General features: G+C 51.6%; 17 protein-coding genes and 1 pseudogene. 11 read left to right on the top strand and 7 right to left on the bottom strand.

Annotated elements, in window-relative coordinates:
• A partial coding sequence (locus C7K08_RS15200) for a hypothetical protein (protein WP_206603832.1) occupies window positions 1-561 on the bottom strand: 561 nt, incomplete at its 3' end.
• 1,238 nt (window positions 562-1,799) lie between these two features.
• On the opposite strand from C7K08_RS15200, the gene C7K08_RS09250 reads away from it, so the two are divergent.
• The gene (locus C7K08_RS09250) at window positions 1,800-2,963 is read left to right on the top strand and encodes an autotransporter domain-containing protein (RefSeq protein ID WP_106500347.1); all 1,164 of its coding nucleotides are present in this window, start codon (window positions 1,800-1,802) and stop codon (window positions 2,961-2,963) included.
• Here the strand turns inward: C7K08_RS09250 and C7K08_RS09245 are convergent.
• Window positions 2,960-3,769 carry a BtpA/SgcQ family protein gene (locus tag C7K08_RS09245; RefSeq protein WP_106500346.1) on the bottom strand — a complete coding sequence of 270 codons (810 nt, stop codon included), beginning with the start codon at window positions 3,767-3,769 and terminating at the stop codon, window positions 2,960-2,962. The two genes, C7K08_RS09250 and C7K08_RS09245, sit on opposite strands and share 4 nt — an antisense overlap.
• A 31-nt stretch (window positions 3,770-3,800) precedes the next feature.
• On the opposite strand from C7K08_RS09245, the gene rimO reads away from it, so the two are divergent.
• Together rimO and C7K08_RS09235 are read left to right on the top strand one after the other, a co-directional pair.
• Window positions 3,801-5,195, top strand: coding sequence for a 30S ribosomal protein S12 methylthiotransferase RimO (rimO, locus tag C7K08_RS09240; protein WP_106500349.1), 1,395 nt, complete (start codon window positions 3,801-3,803; stop codon window positions 5,193-5,195).
• Window positions 5,195-6,418, top strand: coding sequence for an MFS transporter (locus C7K08_RS09235; RefSeq protein ID WP_106500345.1), 1,224 nt, complete (start codon window positions 5,195-5,197; stop codon window positions 6,416-6,418). Before rimO ends, C7K08_RS09235 begins: the two co-directional genes overlap by 1 nt.
• Before the next feature lie 8 nt (window positions 6,419-6,426).
• On the opposite strand, the gene petL is transcribed toward C7K08_RS09235, so the two are convergent.
• Window positions 6,427-6,519 (bottom strand): cytochrome b6-f complex subunit PetL, encoded by a 93-nt coding sequence (petL, locus tag C7K08_RS09230; protein ID WP_106500344.1) that lies wholly within the window; start codon window positions 6,517-6,519, stop codon window positions 6,427-6,429.
• A gap of 95 nt (window positions 6,520-6,614) precedes the next feature.
• Here petL and C7K08_RS09225 point away from each other — a divergent pair, with 95 nt between their 5' ends.
• Window positions 6,615-8,237: a B12-binding domain-containing radical SAM protein gene (locus C7K08_RS09225; protein WP_106500343.1), complete on the top strand. Its 1,623-nt coding sequence runs from the start codon at window positions 6,615-6,617 to the stop codon at window positions 8,235-8,237.
• Here the strand turns inward: C7K08_RS09225 and C7K08_RS09220 are convergent.
• Together C7K08_RS09220 and C7K08_RS09215 are read right to left on the bottom strand one after the other, a co-directional pair.
• Window positions 8,234-8,620: a DUF4346 domain-containing protein gene (locus tag C7K08_RS09220; RefSeq protein ID WP_106500342.1), complete on the bottom strand. Its 387-nt coding sequence runs from the start codon at window positions 8,618-8,620 to the stop codon at window positions 8,234-8,236. The two genes, C7K08_RS09225 and C7K08_RS09220, sit on opposite strands and share 4 nt — an antisense overlap.
• On the bottom strand, window positions 8,607-9,836 hold the full coding sequence (locus C7K08_RS09215; protein ID WP_241537180.1) for a GNAT family N-acetyltransferase: 1,230 nt from the start codon (window positions 9,834-9,836) through the stop codon (window positions 8,607-8,609). Before C7K08_RS09215 ends, C7K08_RS09220 begins: the two co-directional genes overlap by 14 nt.
• Window positions 9,837-9,945: 109 nt before the next feature.
• On the opposite strand from C7K08_RS09215, the gene C7K08_RS09210 reads away from it, so the two are divergent.
• Entirely contained in the window at window positions 9,946-10,299 is a 354-nt protein-coding gene (locus C7K08_RS09210; RefSeq protein ID WP_153062421.1) for a hypothetical protein, read from the top strand.
• Here the strand turns inward: C7K08_RS09210 and C7K08_RS09205 are convergent.
• Together C7K08_RS09205 and C7K08_RS09200 are read right to left on the bottom strand one after the other, a co-directional pair.
• Complete coding sequence (locus tag C7K08_RS09205) at window positions 10,278-10,937, bottom strand: RibD family protein (protein ID WP_106500340.1); 660 nt, start codon at window positions 10,935-10,937, stop codon at window positions 10,278-10,280. The two genes, C7K08_RS09210 and C7K08_RS09205, sit on opposite strands and share 22 nt — an antisense overlap.
• Entirely contained in the window at window positions 10,934-11,860 is a 927-nt protein-coding gene (locus C7K08_RS09200) for a 6-carboxytetrahydropterin synthase (protein WP_106500339.1), read from the bottom strand. The genes C7K08_RS09205 and C7K08_RS09200 overlap by 4 nt, the downstream gene beginning before the upstream one ends.
• On the opposite strand from C7K08_RS09200, the gene C7K08_RS09195 reads away from it, so the two are divergent.
• The 6 genes and pseudogenes from C7K08_RS09195 to C7K08_RS09175 form a co-directional block, all read left to right on the top strand.
• Complete coding sequence (locus tag C7K08_RS09195; protein WP_106500338.1) at window positions 11,859-12,440, top strand: shikimate kinase; 582 nt, start codon at window positions 11,859-11,861, stop codon at window positions 12,438-12,440. The genes C7K08_RS09200 and C7K08_RS09195 overlap by 2 nt on opposite strands.
• Window positions 12,441-12,622: 182 nt before the next feature.
• Complete coding sequence (locus tag C7K08_RS09190) at window positions 12,623-12,931, top strand: hypothetical protein (RefSeq protein ID WP_106500337.1); 309 nt, start codon at window positions 12,623-12,625, stop codon at window positions 12,929-12,931.
• A 77-nt stretch (window positions 12,932-13,008) separates the two neighbouring features.
• Window positions 13,009-13,233, top strand: coding sequence for a hypothetical protein (locus C7K08_RS15095; RefSeq protein ID WP_133165204.1), 225 nt, complete (start codon window positions 13,009-13,011; stop codon window positions 13,231-13,233).
• 5 nt (window positions 13,234-13,238) lie between these two features.
• Complete coding sequence (locus C7K08_RS09185; protein WP_117434637.1) at window positions 13,239-13,490, top strand: transposase; 252 nt, start codon at window positions 13,239-13,241, stop codon at window positions 13,488-13,490.
• A 225-nt stretch (window positions 13,491-13,715) separates the two neighbouring features.
• Entirely contained in the window at window positions 13,716-16,568 is a 2,853-nt protein-coding gene (locus tag C7K08_RS09180) for an SUMF1/EgtB/PvdO family nonheme iron enzyme (protein ID WP_106500336.1), read from the top strand.
• Between the two features lie 73 nt (window positions 16,569-16,641).
• A pseudogene (locus C7K08_RS09175) lies at window positions 16,642-17,169 on the top strand (IS5 family transposase); the annotation flags it as partial.
• Window positions 17,170-17,353: the final 184 nt, after the last annotated feature.

The following is a 17,353-nucleotide window of genomic DNA, read 5'->3' as shown; positions in this document are numbered from 1 at the left end:
AGCAACAAATGCTTGGCCATTGCGGGCAACAATTGTTTTCTCAAGAGTGGGCTGATAAATTCTTAAATTTTCCGCACTTACATCTTTAATGATTGTATTTGTGGGTGCAAAGCTAGCAGAACTGGCAATATAGTTTTGGATGGTGCCATTTAAAGTTACGTCGTTGCGCAGGGTATCGGCAGCCTTAATTGTTAACCCTGCTGCTTTTGGCGCAACAAATTGATCGTCTACCTTTGCCTTGAATAAAATCGAACCCTGGGTTGCACCAGCCTTAGCTGCAACCAAGCCACCCTGCAATATGCCATTATCAGCCCTAGAAAGAGCGGCACCAGTTAGCCATTCTGAAAGCTTAAAAACAAGCTTATCCTTGCCCAATTCATAGTCTTTAGTTGAAACCAAATAGCGATCTAGATAGGGTATAAATGCACCATTTGTGAGGCTTTCACCCTGCTCTTGCAATTGTATTTTAGCCGTGCCAGCRAGGTAGCTAAGCCCATCACCYAAAATATCCTCAATACTTAAATCACCAAAGGCAAAATAATCTGAGATCTGAAAATCCAATTTAAATTCAATCGTTTCCCCTGGTAAAACCTGCCCTGCCAGCTCTTGCCCATCAGGGCTWAARGTTTCAGGTTTATCATCTGTTTTTTGAATAGCTAATGCTTTTGCTGTGATCGTTTCAGGCTGGGCATCTTGATCAACTACTTCTAAATCAGCGCTGCTTCCAAGCGGCGGGTTAGTCCATTTCCCRGCMAGTTTRGCTGTATTTGTAAAAGTGATTGGCGTYGCTGTTGCCTGGTTTAAAACCTGGGGAATATAAAATGATRCCAATGCCTGCAGATCAACATCACCAGTGGAGCCAGTAACCGTTCCATAATTAATAATCAACTCATTATTWGCYGCTGTAACAGCCGCATTAAGTTTTGGCTGCTTTTCTATTAGKGCAGAAGCTGAAATTAAATTTTGAGCTAATGCATTGGTACCTAAATARATTGGMCCKAGSGGTAAGTTATCATTGATTTTCAGATCCTTAAGRGTTTGGCCTGCTGCCACATCAATATTTARTTGCCATTTACGGGCAAAGTTAGGGCCACTAGCTGTTTCAAATTCAGGGGTTAGTGGATCCTTATCCAGCTGAATAACYTGGGGAATTATTAAACCTGGCTGTGAAACAGCTTTTACTGGAATGTCTACATTGCTGTTATCRAGRGSATCAGAGCCAAGGGCGTAGCCGCCCCCTGCCTGTATTGCAACATTGCCCAATGTGGGGCTTGTGGCAGATACCGCAACRGGAACCCGCAGTTCAAGGGCCGGCGCATCTGCCGCATAACTACCAACGGGAGGYTTCCAAATTAAAAGGCGATCACCCTTATTGCCCCTGAGCAACTCACCGGTGTAAGGGTGCTTAAGGGTGTATGGACCACTGGGCTCAGGCCCAGCAAAASTGARCACATTTGCATTAAGGCTGCCACCAGCCCAACTGGCAGCTCCAAARGCCAGGTGCTGGCTAGGTGCTGGCACCAGGAGCTCAAGCCAAGGGGAAAAMCCRGTTGCMGCCTGCTCTTTTAAACTAAGAACAAGGGTGCCTGTTTCGCCATAAAGAATATTAAGGGGCGTAGTTAGAAGGCTTACAGATGGTAAAGGCGCCAAACTGWCTGAAAATAACTAAAGCCAAYCTACACCACGGGGATTAGCAAAWAATAAAGWCAACTATAAAGATACCATTAATACTATMTTTTAACGGGGGGGGTGACTATTAGGGATTACTCGCTAATATCCAGATAAGCTAAGATCAACTCATGGGTCAACACAGAATTTTCAGTCGACTACTTAGTGGTGGGTTCACGCTTATTTCCTTTGCTTTAACCGGTTTTTCCGCCCTGCCCAGCTGGGCCGCCTGCCCAGATCCCTTTGGCGGTGAGGTGTGCACCCCCGATCCGATTTTRCCTGCTCCGCCAAGCAGCAGCCCTGCAGCGRCATTACCCCTGGTGGAAATAAACCGCRWTTTYACCAATCTTGCCCCCATCGCCRCCCACAGCAAYTGGCAAATCTTCAGCCAACAACTGCTTGAGCCCCTGCCCCAAAAAATACCGGCGGCCACTGCCAATTTGGTGGCGCCTGGTCCTGAAATAAACACAGATCCGGCCTATCGCTTTGCTAATAATCCTGGTGCCTACTACAGCGAGCGCGATGGTTGGCGTTTGCGGGCYTGGGGCGGCACMAGCGGCGGCACSCTGCTGCCTGYGGCAAATGGTTATGGATCAAGCAAATTAACAGGTGGCTATTCRGCTGGGTTAAAACTTGATTACGCCATAACACCTCGTTTTAGAGCTGGTATTTTTGGCAGGATTGCCGAACAAAACATCCAGGCAGGTGGCATCCGATGGTTTAATTCCAGCTCCGTTAATTTGCAGGAAACCGGTGGTGGAATTTTCGCCCAATACCAAACGCCAGATTGGTTTTTAGATGGGGCYTTGGGTATTGACKCTGTTACTGGAACCAGCCCAATTCAAATATTTAATAGCAATTTAATAGGCATTCGTAGTTAYCACACCAGCAGCAGCGGAARTGCATTTAATGCSGCCATTCAAGGCGGCTTGCGCTGGAAACTTTCTGAAAGCCAACTGCTTGAACCAAGCCTTCTATTAAGCAGYACAAACCTAAATTTAGCTGGAGTTAATAGCAGTATCGGCGGCCTAGATCTTGGTGTTACTTGGAAAGCACCCATGCGCGATGGTAAAAATCTATTTACCCCMGCTTTGAGGTTGGCTTGGTTGCAGCGGGGTTTCCTTGGCAATGTGCCCAATAGCCCAGTATCGATGGCAACCAGTGGGCTTGGCCTCCAAGGCCAGTTGAATTACACCTTTGCGAACAACACCGTTATCTATGCAAGAGGCGGCGCAGAGCTCTACAGCAGCAGCCCCCTCTGGAATGTGGGCGGCGGCCTGCAACTGCGTTTTTAATTAAGCAGTTGCCTTAATTKYCGCACCCGCTGGAGGTCTACTGGGTTAAAAAGTTGGCCATCACACTTMAGCGAACTAGCAACAATTACCCCATCAACCAAAGGTGCCATATCAGCAGCATTCTGGTTATTGCATCCGCTACCAATCAAAACTGGCGCACCATGTGCTGCAGCGCGGGCAGCTTCAAGATCAGCCATTGAGGGGGCGGAACCAGTTGCCACTCCACTGATTATTACCGCATCAGCGCCAGCCCTTTGCAGCGTATCTTCCACGGCCTCTGCCATTGGCTGTGCTGCTAATGGGTAGGCATGTTTAACCAACACATCGGCAAATATCCCCACATCATTGATATTTAGTAATCTTTTAAGCCGCATTAATTCTGCGGCCCTGCCTTGAATCAAACCTTGATCGGTAACCATTGCGCCGCTGAGCACATTTACGCGCACGAAACTGGCACCACTTGCCGCAGCGATTGCAAGGGCAGCTGCCCCATCATTGCGAAGCACATTTATACCCACCGGCAARCCACGGGCGGCAGGCACCACCGCTGCGGCAATAACTGCCATGGCCGCCACGGTTTCCGCTGGCACCGCCCCTGCAAAAAATGGGCCATCACCAAAATTTTCCAGCACCAAGCCTGCGGCACCTCCACCCATGTAGGCAGCAGCATCAGCCAATGCCCAGCGTTTTACAGCTTCCATATCTCCACCCCAACGGGGGCTACCCGGCAGGGGCGGCAGATGCAATACCCCAATTAGGGCTGTTGGCGTTTCGAATAATTGTTGCCAGGGTRTTGCAACGGCCAAAGGTTAGGTTTAAACGTTGGCCGATGCTGCCATGGCCGCTGAAGGGTTGATCACCAAAAAAGCAACAGTTGCCTTCTCGCACCTTGGTTGCGAGAAGAACCGCGTTGATACCGAGCACATGCTTGGTTTGCTTGCTGCGGCTGGCTATGGCGTTAGCGCTGATGAAGCAGAAGCCAATGTGGTGGTGGTTAACACCTGTTCATTTATCCAAGATGCCCGCACGGAATCAGTGCGCACCTTGGTGGAACTGGCGGAACAGGGCAAACAAATCGTKATTGCAGGTTGCCTTGCCCAGCATTTCCAAGCGGAATTGTTGGAGTCGTTGCCGGAAGCTCGCGCCATTGTTGGCACCGGCGACTACCAACACATCGTTGAGGTGCTCGAGCGGGTGGAGGCAGGCGAAAGGGTAAATCGTGTAAGTGCYGTGCCCACCTTTGTGGCCGATGAACATCTACCCCGCTACCGCACCAGTTCYGAGGCAGTTGCATACCTCAAAGTGGCTGAAGGTTGCGACTATCGCTGCGCCTTTTGCATCATTCCCAAACTTCGCGGTGATCAACGTTCACGAACGATTGAATCGATCGTTGCCGAGGCTGAGCAACTGGCGGCCCAAGGCGTAAAAGAACTGATCTTGATCAGCCAGATCACCACAAACTATGGCCTTGATCTCTATGGCAAACCGCAACTAGCAGAACTGCTGCGGGCCCTTGGCAAGGTGGAAATCCCCTGGATCCGCGTGCATTACGCCTACCCCACCGGCCTTACCCCTGAGGTGTTAGCCGCCTATCGCGAGGTGGCAAATGTGTTGCCTTACCTTGATCTGCCCCTGCAGCACAGCCATCCAGAACTACTAAAAGCAATGAACCGCCCCTGGCAGGCGGGCGTTAATGCTGAATTGATTAAACGCATCCGCAGCCAATTGCCAGATGCCGTGATGCGCACCACCTTCATTGTGGGTTTTCCAGGTGAAACAGAAGACCATTTCAACCACCTACTGCAGTTTGTGGAAGAGCAACGCTTCGATCATGTGGGTGTGTTTTGTTTCTCGCCGGAGGMTGGCACCGCCGCCGCCAGCCTCCCTGATCAAGTGCCAGCTGCCATTGCCGAGGAGCGTCGCGGCCGTTTGATGGAAATCCAGCAGCAGATCAGCGCTGAATGCAACAGCGCCTGGGTGGGGCGCATCGTTGATGTGTTGATCGARCAGGAAAATCCAGCMAGCGGTGAATTAATTGGCCGCTGCTTAAGGTTTGCCCCTGATGTGGATGGCGAAGTGCGCATTMACCCCGGCAGCAATGGCGTTAGCGCCGCCCCGGGCACCATGGTGCCCGTGCGCATTACCGCCGCTAGCGTTTACGACCTTGAGGGTGAAGTGGTGGGTATTGAAGCGATGCTGGAAAACGAAAAGAACGCCGCAAGGCGTTCCTGATGGGTAGATCAAACCCGCCGCTACGTAAGCAACGCCAAATTTTTCTTTGGGCATCAGGCCTTAGCACCGCCGGTTCCTTTGCCGGMCTCACCGCAAAGGGTTGGGTGTTGATGAATGGCACCAGCAATCCCCTGGTGCTKGCCCTGCATTTTGCCCTGCTATCACTGCCAACTTTGCTGGTGAGTGGCCCTGCAGGGGTGGTAACCGATCGCCATGGCTGCGAAAAGGTGCTGGTGTGGGCCCAATGGGGCCTGTTGGCCGGCGGCAGCCTCGGCGCCATAGCCATCCCYATCAGCAGCGGCCTGAATCAAGCCTTGCTGCTACTGCTGAGCACCCTGGTGGTGGGCATAGCAAGTGCCTATGAGCTCACCGCCCGCAATAAATATTGCTCCCTACTGGTGGATAGCCCCCAGGAGCTTGGCGCATACCTCACAAGTTTTTCTGTGGTGTTCAACGTGGGCAAGTTGGTGGGGCCACCGATTGGCGGCTGGCTGGTGGCCTTCACCGGCCCTTCCCTTGCTTTATTGCTTGATGCCAGCTCCTACCTWTTACCCATAGCAACGGTGGTGTGGCTATTGCACCCCCGCCGCGATCAGGAAAAACGCAGTGGCCACGCCATGGGCACCAGCCTTGGCGCCGCCTGGCGCGGCTGTGGCATACCGCTTAGGCAAGCGCTTGGTTTCACCGCATTGTTTTGTTTAGTTGGATTTTTTCACCCCGGGTTAGCCCCCTACATGGCCTTCAAATTGGTGGGTGCTAGCCCCCAGGATTTGGGCTTGTTCACCAGCATCCTGGCTGCTGGCAGCATCAGCGGCGGCCTAGTGCTGCAACGCCATAGCCTCTGGTTAAGCCAAAGGCCAGGGCTGCTTTTGGGTAGTTGCGGCTTGGTAACAGCCYTAGGACAACTCGGCCTTGCCATTGGCGGCCAACCCTTGTGGAGTTTGGCGATGGCCTTCGCCATTGGCGCCGGCACGGCAGTGCTGCTATCGGGTGCAAATTTGATCTGCCAAGTGGGGGCWCCACCCCAATTGCGGGGGCGCATGGCGGGGCTTGCCCAGATCGCATTTCTTGGCGGCGGCGGCCTCAGTGGCCTGCTGGCAGCTGGCATAACAATGGAATGGGGCCTCAGCTGGTGCTGCGCCCTGCTTGGAACCATTGGCCTGGGGCTTGCGATGGCTGAACTGTGGCGCCACGGCAAGCAAAAACTAGTGCTGGCCGATTAGCACTGCGCTCAGATCAGCTTGATTCCCTTCAGCAGCTTGGTGAGCACCACCGCAGCGGTTAAACCAGCAGCTAGAAAGCCAAAATAGAAGGCGATACCCATGGCGGCAGCTCAATTAAGCAACTATTACAGCAGAAGCGGGGCTGCATAGCGATCAAACCGACTAAGGTTTCACCACTAAGGCGCTAGTTGCTGCCATGCGCACCCTGTTTGTATATCCAGAGTTCCCCAAAACCTTCTGGAGCTACGAAAAGATCCTGGAGTTGGTTAACCGCAAGGTGCTCTTACCACCTTTGGGTTTAGTAACGGTTGCTGCCCTACTGCCGCAGCAATGGCAGATGAAGCTGGTGGATCGCAATGTGAGGGAGGTAACGGAAGAGGAGTGGAACTGGGCGGAGCTGGTGGTGATCTCCGGAATGATCGTGCAGAAATCGGATATGGCGGTTCAAATTGCCAAGGCAAAGGAGCGGGGCCTACCCGTAGCGGTTGGGGGCCCTTTTGCCAGCTCCACCCCTGACGCCCCTGAACTAAATCTGGCTGATTTCAAGGTGCTTGATGAGGGGGAGATCACCCTGCCGATGTTTATCGAAGCAATTGAACGGGGTGACACCAACGGCAGGTTTAGTTCAAATGGCGAAAAACCAGATGTAACTTCCACCCCGGTTCCACGCTTTGATCTACTTGAGCTTGATGCCTACGATTCCATGAGTGTGCAGTTCTCTCGGGGCTGGCCATTTCAATGCGAATTTTGCGACATCATCGTGCTTTATGGCCGCAAACCACGCACCAAAAATCCTGAGCAATTAATAGCTGAACTGCAAGCGCTATACGACTTGGGCTGGCGCCGTTCGATCTTTTTAGTAGACGATAATTTCATCGGTAATAAGCGCAATGCCAAGTTGCTGCTGCCCGCCATGCGCGAATGGCTCAGTGAAAGGGGTTATCCCTTCAGTTTTGCAACAGAAGCATCGGTGGATCTCGCAGCTGATGAGGAGCTGCTGCAATTGATGGCCGAGTGCCGCTTTGAATCGGTTTTCCTTGGCATTGAAACTCCAGATGAGGCGAGTTTGTCGGTGGCGGGCAAGCATCAAAACACCCGCAGTTCCCTGGAGGAAGCGGTTGATCGCATCACCTCCTATGGCATTCGCGTGATGGCAGGTTTCATCATTGGCTTTGATGGTGAACAGGCTGGCGCCGGTGATCGCATTGTGCGCTTTGTGAGCCTCACTGGCATACCAGCGGCAATGATGGGCATGTTGCAAGCCCTACCAAACACAGGCCTATGGCATCGGCTTGAGAAAGAAGGGCGYTTAATCCAAGAAAAAGCAGACGCTAAAGGCGTGAATCAAACCAACCTATTGAATTTTGTGCCCACACGGCCGATTCGTGAAATTGCCAATGAATACGTACAAGCATTTTGTCAACTCTATGAACCAAATGCCTACATAGATCGTGTTACCCACTACTAYYTAAAGATGGGTAAACCCCGCTGGCACGCTTTCTATAAAGCAGAAAAATCCGATCAATCCAGCTTGCCTAGYCTCACAGACATAAGGGCACTATCGATTGTTGTRTGGCGCCAAGGTTTCAAACGCAATACCCGCTTCCGCTTCTGGAAATCGCTTGCGATTATCGCCATGCGCAATCCAAAACTKCTTGAGCAATTCCTCGTGGTACTTGCCCACAATGAACACTTCCAAGAATATCGCGGTGTTGTAACTAAGGAAATCCAAGATCAAATGGCAGCCCTACCGCTTGAGCCAGCGGTTAGCGCAACAGAAACCAACAGTGAAAGCAATCGCGAGTTGCAAACTGTTTAATCCTGCACATAATCTTTACCATTTTCCAAGCAGGCTTCCGCCCGCTGTAGCTCACGGCCTATGTATAGGGCATGGTCTAATTTGGAAATAAATGGTTGCTCATTTGTTTCAGTTAAGSCAAYACCTAATTCTTTAGCACTTCGASCCTTAAATATTTTAATTGGCTCCCTGGGGGCACTGCCTTTRCATGCCAATACTTCGCCGGTTTCAGGGTTGGTKGCTAAACCCTGTTCATTGATGCCATTGCTAAACCATTCAACGATTAGTTCTCCCTTCTCGCGATCGAGCTTGATYAACACATAGCCRYTGGGATCTAGTTGAATCGTTCGCTGGGATAGCTGTGCATCTAAGCGCATGCGCTCCTCTGGGCTAAATGTTGCCATGGCTGCTGCTCGATATCGGTCYATTCTGCCCCTGGAGCGGTATTASCCCAGCACTAAAKGGCAATTCAGCATTAATCGCTTCCACCTCCTGGAGCTGCTGCCCATTTGCAAGCGGCAGCCAGCGTTTTATCAACCCAGCAAATTGCGGTTCATACCAACGGTGCAAGCTGGCATGGGGCCGTGCCACAAAACCACGGCGGCGTTTATGGCTACCRCCGGCCCCTGGATCAAACTGCTGAATACCTTCAGCGATGGCCCATTCAATRGGCGCGTAATAACAAACCTCAAAATGTAAATTYTCAAGYTCTAGATCTGAACCCCAATAACGCCCCCATAAACTATTACCCTCCCKCACGCATAGGCTCATCGCCAGGGGCTTATATGGATCAGCTTCTTGGGGATGGGCACTAAATAAAACCAGATATTCACTTAATTGCTGCGCTGCTAATATAAAGAAATCYTCGGTTAAATACTTACTACCCCACATGCCCCATCGGCGGCAGTGGTCTTCATAAAAGCGATGCATTCTTTGCAACAAGGGYAGTGTTATTGCATCACCACTTAATGGCGTAATCACAATACCTGCGGCCGCCACCGCCTTCCTTTCCCGCTTTATATTACGCCGTTGATTAGCATTAAAGCTAGCCAAATAACCATTAAAATCTTTGTAGCCTGGGTTGCTCCATAGGCTTTGTTGATTCAACCAACTGCTGCAACCAGCAGCTTCTGCATAGGGCTGCCAATTAGGATCAACATATAAAAAATTACAACTCAATAATTTATTGCGTTCGCAAAAGCGATCGATTAATTCGAGCAGCAGCGTTGTTAATTCCTGKGGGTTTTCCCCAGATGCAAAAAAGAAGCGATAACCCAATACGGGGCTAACGGGGCTCATTCCCACCAATTTTGGGTAGTAGGCCAAACCCAGCTGACCTGCCAGCTGGGCAAARGATTGATCAAACACRAATTCGCCATAGCTATGGCCCTTGAGATAGAGGGGCGCTACTGCAATCAGTGCATCAGCACGCCACAGGCTGAGATGGCATGGCTGCCAACCCTGTTTTGATTCAATGCTGCCGGAGCGCTCCAGCGCCTCCAGCCAATGCCAGCGGTAGAAGGGCAATTCAAATTGCTGCACCAACTGATCCCATTGCTGCTGGGGTATTTCGGCCAGTTGGCGGTGCCAGCGGGCCTCCAATGCTGAATCCAGCGTCACAGTTGGCCTAGGAGCTTCTGCAAAAGCTAATCAGATTGCCGTTCCCTGCGGGATTGCGCGATGATCAAAACAAGCTGCGCCCAATTGSGGATTAGTAAAAATGTTTTTAATGGTTTTGCAAATCCCAATTCTGTTTATGCAATTGCCTGGTTTTGGCGGCGGCAGTTTGCTCAGCCTTGTGCGTCCCCAAGTGGAAGCCCACATGACCCGCGAATGTTTAAAAGCTTTGGGTAAAGCTGAAAACGGTTTATCTGGCTTGCAGGGGCTTTGCAGCGATATCGCAAGGCCCGCCAGCGTTTGCGTTGTGCAAGAGATTGAACGCAATGGCAGCATGCTGCAGGTGGCAGCMGAGGCCTTAGCTGGTAAGCCAGGCCCCGTGAGTATGCAGGTGGCAGCCACTTGTATCAGCAAATTAATGGATGCGGCCCGCCCCAGCTGGGATCAACAATTTCCGCTTCGCTGAATTTGATATCTCACTAACAGCTCTCCACCAGCGATGGGCCGCTGTTCCAGCAATTGCCAGCGCTGGGGTTGCAATTCAAAYCCAGCTGGCAACCAATGCTTATCACCACCCAAAAGCAGCGGGCAAATTGTGAGCTGCAATTCATCCACCTGATCCGCCTGCAACAGGGCAGCCGCCAACTGAGCCCCCCCCAACAGCAGCACTTGCTTAAGGCCCTCAGCCGCCAATTGYTGCTTTAAGCCAGCCCACGGGCCCAGGCGCAACAAGCGTTCAAAGCCATCTGGCAGCGGCKCTGGATTGGTTTCAAATGGCGCCAGCAGCCAGCGGCTAAAGGGTTGCTGCCAAAAAGGCCAATCGRGATCAAAGCCAAGYGGCGTGCAACTGCGGCTCACCACAATCAGCGGCGGCTGGCTTGGTTTSGCCTGGCTCAWCCTTTGCTGTAGCAAATCAGGCTGGTGAATTACACAGCTGCTGCGGTGGGCCCTCAARCTGCCAGCGCCGATCAAGCAGCAATCAGCCCAAGCCAGCGCTTCCTCCAACAATCTGCGATCAGCGCTGCCCCCCAACTGGGCTGCTCCCCCCTGGGGTGGCGCCAGGCGKCCATCCAGGCTTAGGGCCAGCACTAAGCGCAGGCTCACACCAGCGCTGCTTCTGCRTAAATAACAGCTGCATTATTTGGGCTTTCCTGCAAATGAATYYTATGCAGCGCCGCTCCAATCGCTGCAATTGGTTGATTTAAACGATCGGATATATGCAGGGCAATATTTTCAGCTGTGGGCACACAATCAASAAAAAACGGCACATCTTTATTTAAAAAAGTGTGATCAAAAGGTTCCACAACTAAATCCTGCACCAGCTKTTGCAATGCCGCTAAATCRCAAACCATGCCAGTGCGGGCATCGATCTGTCCCCGCACGGTTACTTCAAGGAAATAGTTATGGCCATGGCCGTGGGGCCTGGCGCATTTTCCGTAAATCTGTTCATTTTCTTGCTGGCTTAACTCCGGCCGCGCTAAGCGATGGGCAGCGGAGAAATGGGTGCGGATCGTGAGAAAAGCTTCCATTGCATTACCGAGATAATCGGCCCAAAGGGTTGGTTGTTCGTAAAGGCGTAGGGCCTTAAGGGGGAGCAGGGGTTGCAAGCGTTGCCATATGGCATGAAGCAACCACTCGGTGGTGGGCAGGGCCGCCTCTGCCCTTTGCTCCACGGCAAATTCAGGCCAAGTGTTGTTTAGGCAATGGAAATCCAAGGGATCCGTTACCTCTGCGCGAATGGCATGCTTCACCTCAGAAAGGTTGAGCACCATGCCATCAGCATCTAGCACCCCTTCCATAAACACAATTAGTTCRTAGTTGTGTCCGTGGCCWGGCGCCTGGCTGCAGGGGCCAAAGCGGCGTTTATTTTCTGCCCCATCCAGTTCCGGCAGCCAATAGTGATGGCTAGCGCTGAAACAGGCCCTACGGGTGATCACACAAGCCCTGCCCTGCCCGTGGGGGGCAAGATCAGCCRTGGCAGCATGCCCATTCACCTGTGCTGCCACTGTTAAGGCTCTAAAGCCCATGCATTCTAAGGATCCMAGCCTGCCACTGAAACAACAACTTCAAGGCATCAAYATCTAYCTAATCGGCATGATGGGTTGCGGTAAAAGCAGCGTTGGCCCTGCCCTTGCAGAGTTGTTGGGCTATCGCTTTATCGATGCCGATGGGGTRATTGCCGCCGCYGCCGGCTGCTCCATCAGTGAAATATTCAAAACAGAAGGTGAAARCGGCTTTCGCCAATTGGAAGGGGAGGTGCTTCAGCAGATCAGCCAATGGCATTCGCTTGTGGTGGCAACCGGTGGTGGCGTGGTAACCACAACCACAAATTGGGGTGCCCTGCGCCAGGGTTTRGTGGTGTGGMTTCAGGTGGARCCAGCCCAGCTAYTGGAGCGCCTGGAGGCCCAACCCGGGGATCGCCCGCTGCTGCAACAGGCAAACCCCAAAGAGCAATTAATTAATTTGCTGCAGGAGCGCGAACACCTCTATGCCCAGGCCGACCTGCAAATCGCAGCGGGCGACTGCGATCCCAAGGCCTTAGCCAACAAAATATTGGCTGCCTTACCAGGGGTGCTCAAGGCACCGGCTTCACAACAGTTGCTGTAGCGCAAGGCGGCACAGGCGCCACCACTTTGACCGGCGTATTAAAGGGCAACGGGACTGGTGCTTTTAGCGCGGCAGTTGCAGGCACCGACTACCTATCCCCAGATTCAGTGTTGGATTGCGGCACATTCTGATCGGCAAACCAGAACAGAACGTCCGCCTAAATAGGCGCTAGGGACTGCCTTATGGCACAGACACTCAAACTAAAACGCAGCTCGGTATCGGGTAAAGCCCCGGCTCTAGGCGATTTGCAGTTAGGCGAAATCGGCCTAAACACATTTGACGGCAAGCTTTACACCCGCAAAGACAACGGCACAGCAAGCATCGTCAAGTTGTCGGGCGGAGGCGGTGATGTCACACTGACCGGCGCCCAAACACTAACTAATAAAACCCTCACTGACCCTGCTATTACTGGTACAATCCTAGAAGATGTATTTACTATTCCTGATGCGGCGAATTTGAAGTTAATCCTGGCAATGGCAGTATTCAACTGATAACGCTTGGTGCTAGCAACACGCCAAAATGCACACACTTTGTTGCTGGTGAAAGTATTACGTTGATGGTAAATGATGTGGTCAAATGCCCTTTTGCGGCAGCTAAGAAAGCACTGCGTTATCTGGCTCGTCGAGTGCTGCAGCTAGAGAAGGAGATCGCTGAATTACTGGAGGATCTTGATCAGCTAACCCAGCAGGCCTGCCCTGGTTTACGCAAGACCTATGGCATTGCCGTTGATGGCTCTCTGACACTGCCTACTGCAAGCAGAAGCCTGCGGCTAGGGCCGCTTTATGTTGTGTAAGCCCCTTGCCAGCTAGTTCGGGTAAAACCAATAGGCATCGACTGAATCGAGGATGCAACCGCCAGGCCAATGCCACCCTCCATCGCGTGGTTGTTGTGAGGCTGCGATGGCATGAGCAAACAAAAGCCTATGCAGCACGCCGCATGGAAGAAGGCCGAAGTAAACCCGAGATCATGCGGTGCCTTAAACGTTTCATTGCAAGGGAGGTATTTCACAMACTGCTAGGCAGGCCAGCAATACGTACCGCAGCTGTCTAATCAATTTACTTAGGTATTGGTTAGCAAACACTGGTCTGATCGGGTTTCTCAAAGAGCTGATGGGCGCTATGGGGATCCATAACCAGCAATTGAAGCACCAGGAAAAGCCTTTTAGAGGGCTTGACGATCTATACGAGCATCAGAGGGGGCCTCGGCTATTCCGCCATTAAGCAGTGCTCACTGGCTTGCAAACACATATGATCCAAGTTGTTTGCATAGTACAAAATGAGTAAATTTTTAGATCTTGTCGCTATTGGCGACCCAGGCAATTCACCCGACAGTTCCAATGGCTTTGGATCTGTCAACTATTTGTATAGCATCGGTAGAACAGAAGTCACTGTGCAACAGTATGTCGATTTCTTGAATGCCGTCGCTCAGTTTGTTCCCGACGGCGGCGATTACTACCACCTGCGTTCACTCTGGAACGAATCAATGGGCGGCAAAAAATCCAAGGCAGGAACTCAAGTCCAGCGAATATTGACTGAACCCGGTAAATATCAATATAATGCCGGTGAGGCTGCATCGCAACAACCCATTGCCAATACATCATGGTATGCCTCGGCCCGTTTCGCGAATTGGCTGCACAATGGCCGGCCTACTGCTACCTCGCCATCGCTGGATCCAGGAACGGAGACTGGCGCTTACGCATTGAATGGGAGGACTTCTGGAATCTACACTAAGCAGCCGAGCGCAAAATACTGGATTCCCGCTGAAGATGAATGGTACAAAGCTGCTTACTATGATCCCTCTAGGCCCACTGAATCTCCTTACTGGAAATTTCCCACTAGAAGTGATGAGCAGCCCAGCCTAGACCGTCAGAATCTGACGACCGCACACAACCTTTCCAATTATAACGCTATTACTTTTGACAAACCCGAACCCAAACTTTTGGATGTAGGCAGCATTGCCAGTACTCGCTCCTATTACGGCACATACGACCAAGCAGGTAGTTTATGGGAATGGAACGACAGCATCATTCAGAATGCACAAGGCAATGCCAATTCTCGCGGTGTGCGAGGTGGTTCATGGAGCCTCGGCCTTTTGAATCCCGGCAAGGACGTCAGGCGTGATTACACACCCGATGAGATTGATGATGACACCGGCTTTCGTATTGCTAGCTCTGAGGTTGGTCAACAGAGCGCTCAAGCGAATGAGACCGACTCGACTTCAATCCCAGCCAGTAGTTACTCTCATCGCTATAGGACACCCCTACCCTTCTGGGGATCACCCAACCTCGTTCACCGAGACCAAAAACAACATCTTATCCAAGTTGCAAACCCTGGCAACACTGCCGATTCAAGGACTGGTTTTGGCAGAGTCGACTACACGTTTCGAATTGGCAAGTATGAAACCACTGTCTCTGAATATGTAGCCTTTCTTAATGCGAAGGCTTTCGATCTGGATGCCAAACAATTCATGCAAGATTTGTATCAGGAAGAAATGTCCAAAGAGATAGAGGATCCTGGCGTACTGATTACACGCAAATCAGATACCGGACGCTGGGTCTACACAGCGGCGGACGGTCGTGAGAATCTGCCAATTGGATGGGTCAATTGGTTTTCGGCTGCTCGTTACGTTAATTGGCTGCACAATGGTGCTGATGCTTTGGCGGATACGGAATCTGGCGCCTATGAGCTCAATGGGGCAAGCACAGGCATCTTTTACCGGACAGCTAACGCTCGATATTGGATTCCATCCGAAGACGAGTGGTATAAAGCTGCATATCATGACCCCGAGAATTCGCCAGAATATTATTGGAAATATGCAACGCGCTCGAACAACTTGCCAGATGATACCAAAGATGCTTTTCTTGGCCCCAATGCTGCCAACTACAATGATAAACAAGATAATGGTGATGTCTATGTTCCCGTAGGTAGCTACAAGAACTCCGTTTCATATTACGGTGCTTATGACATGACCGGTAACGTCTGGGAATGGAATGATGCCGTTATCGAGACCCCTGTGCCAAAAAATAATCGACCTGACTCTCGAGGTGTCAGGGGAGGCTCGTATAGCCAGGGTATAGTTGCCGTTGAAAGTTCTACGCGTAGAGATTATCCTTCTGGCTACAGATTGCCTGATTACCTTGCCTACAACGATGATGATACAGGTTTTCGAATTGCTTCTGCAATCAATCTGACCGAGATCGGCGGTCAATCCCAGACATGGCAGGCCGGGTTCCAGTCAGGATCACAAGCCAACAGTCTTGTTTTCTCTGCGCCCCTTAATCTCAACCTCTCAAGACTGGATCGGGAGTCCAATACCACGCTCGCCAAGGTCAGTTTCGGTCTGCAGTCCGTTGGCACCAGCAATCCTGTTTGGCTCCTTGACCAATCAATTGCTGCGTCCAGCATGTCCTTGAGCATTGACAAATTGTTTAATGATGATCTTGTCACAGGTTGGAAGTCGACTGAATCCGCCTCAATGGGTTCCATTGGGTCTGTCCAGTCGTTGGTTGCCTCTGGCGAATGGAAGCCGGTGGCCAGAATTGCTGATCAGGTCCTCTTCGCGGAGCGAATCGATATCAGCGGGAATACAGCTACTGCATCATTTGCTGGAGGGTACAAAGCTCGTTTGAGCACGGGTAGCACGGGGCTTAATACCGTAACCCCTGGCGCAGGGGACGTTATTGTCACGATCCAGCGGTTAGGCGCCTTTAGCAATGCATTGGCGTTCCACGAGTGCGATCCTGTGACGGGAGCAGTGATTGTTGAGAACAAGATATTCAAACCAGGTGATCAGGGCTACCTGAATGCAGCGCTGACTTCATCCAAGGCGAACAACCTCTATCTCTCGCCAGATAGACTGCCTAACTACATGGGGGAAACAATCTATACTGACATACCCCTTGTTTCTGGAAAGGCTTATGGACTTGTACTTCTACCAAATGGCAATAGTGGACAGATGATGTCTTCGTTTAGTGCAGCCAATCCTGGGCAATGGGTTGCGATGGCTGCAATGTCGGATGATACCCGAGGCTCTGTATTTGGGATCGAGGACTTACCATTTGGAAACTCCGATCGTGATTACAATGATTTAATAGTAAGCATTACAGGGCTTAGTGTTAATTTGGGCTAGGCTAGAGAGACCCTGGAAAACCAAGGCTGATTGCGCGGGAATAGGGATATAAACCAAGGCCAGGATTGAGGTGATGGGCTGCAAGCAGCTCGGGTTTGCTCATTACGAGCAGACGACCGCCAAAAAGAGCACCAAGAAGGAGAAGTTCCTGGCCGAGATGAATCAAGTTGGCCCCTGGCAACCCTTGCTTGATCTGATCGAGCCTCWCTACCCAAAGACCAGCAGCAAAGGTAGCTGCCCGCCTTATCCATTGGCCACCATGCTGAGGATTCACCTGATGCAGCAGTGGTACAGCCTCAGTGATCCAGCCATGGAAGATGCTCTGATCGAGGTTGCGACCATACGCCGCTTTGCGGGGATCGATCTGATCAGCGATCGAATCCCTGATGAGACGACGATCCTGGCATTCCGGCATCTGCTTGAGAAGCACGACCTCGGCCAGAAGATTTTTGAGACGGTCAAGGCTTACCTCAAGCAGAGGGGAATGGCCATGAAGCAAGGAACGATCATTGATGCCACCTTGATCTCTGCTCCCAGTTCCACCAAAAATAAAACCGGTGAACGGGATCCAGAGATGCACCAGACAAAGAAGGTCAGCCAGTGATATTACCGCTTCCCGGCTGCGAACCAAGTCCAACACAGTTTTCAGCAGTGATTTGGCTGAGATGAGGCGGAGGAGAAACGAATGTCACGCTTTTCTTGTTTGGGCCTGCTCAAGCCTCCAGGCGCACCGCAAACCACTGCACCGTGAATCCCGGCTCCAACTCCAAGGGCGCAGGCGGTAT

The organism is Synechococcus lacustris str. Tous, from assembly GCF_003011125.1.
In the GTDB taxonomy this organism is placed as follows: Bacteria; Cyanobacteriota; Cyanobacteriia; order PCC-6307; family Cyanobiaceae; genus Synechococcus_D; species Synechococcus_D lacustris.
Note: the sequence above shows the minus strand (reverse complement) of the source record. Positions and strands in the feature narration are given on the sequence as shown.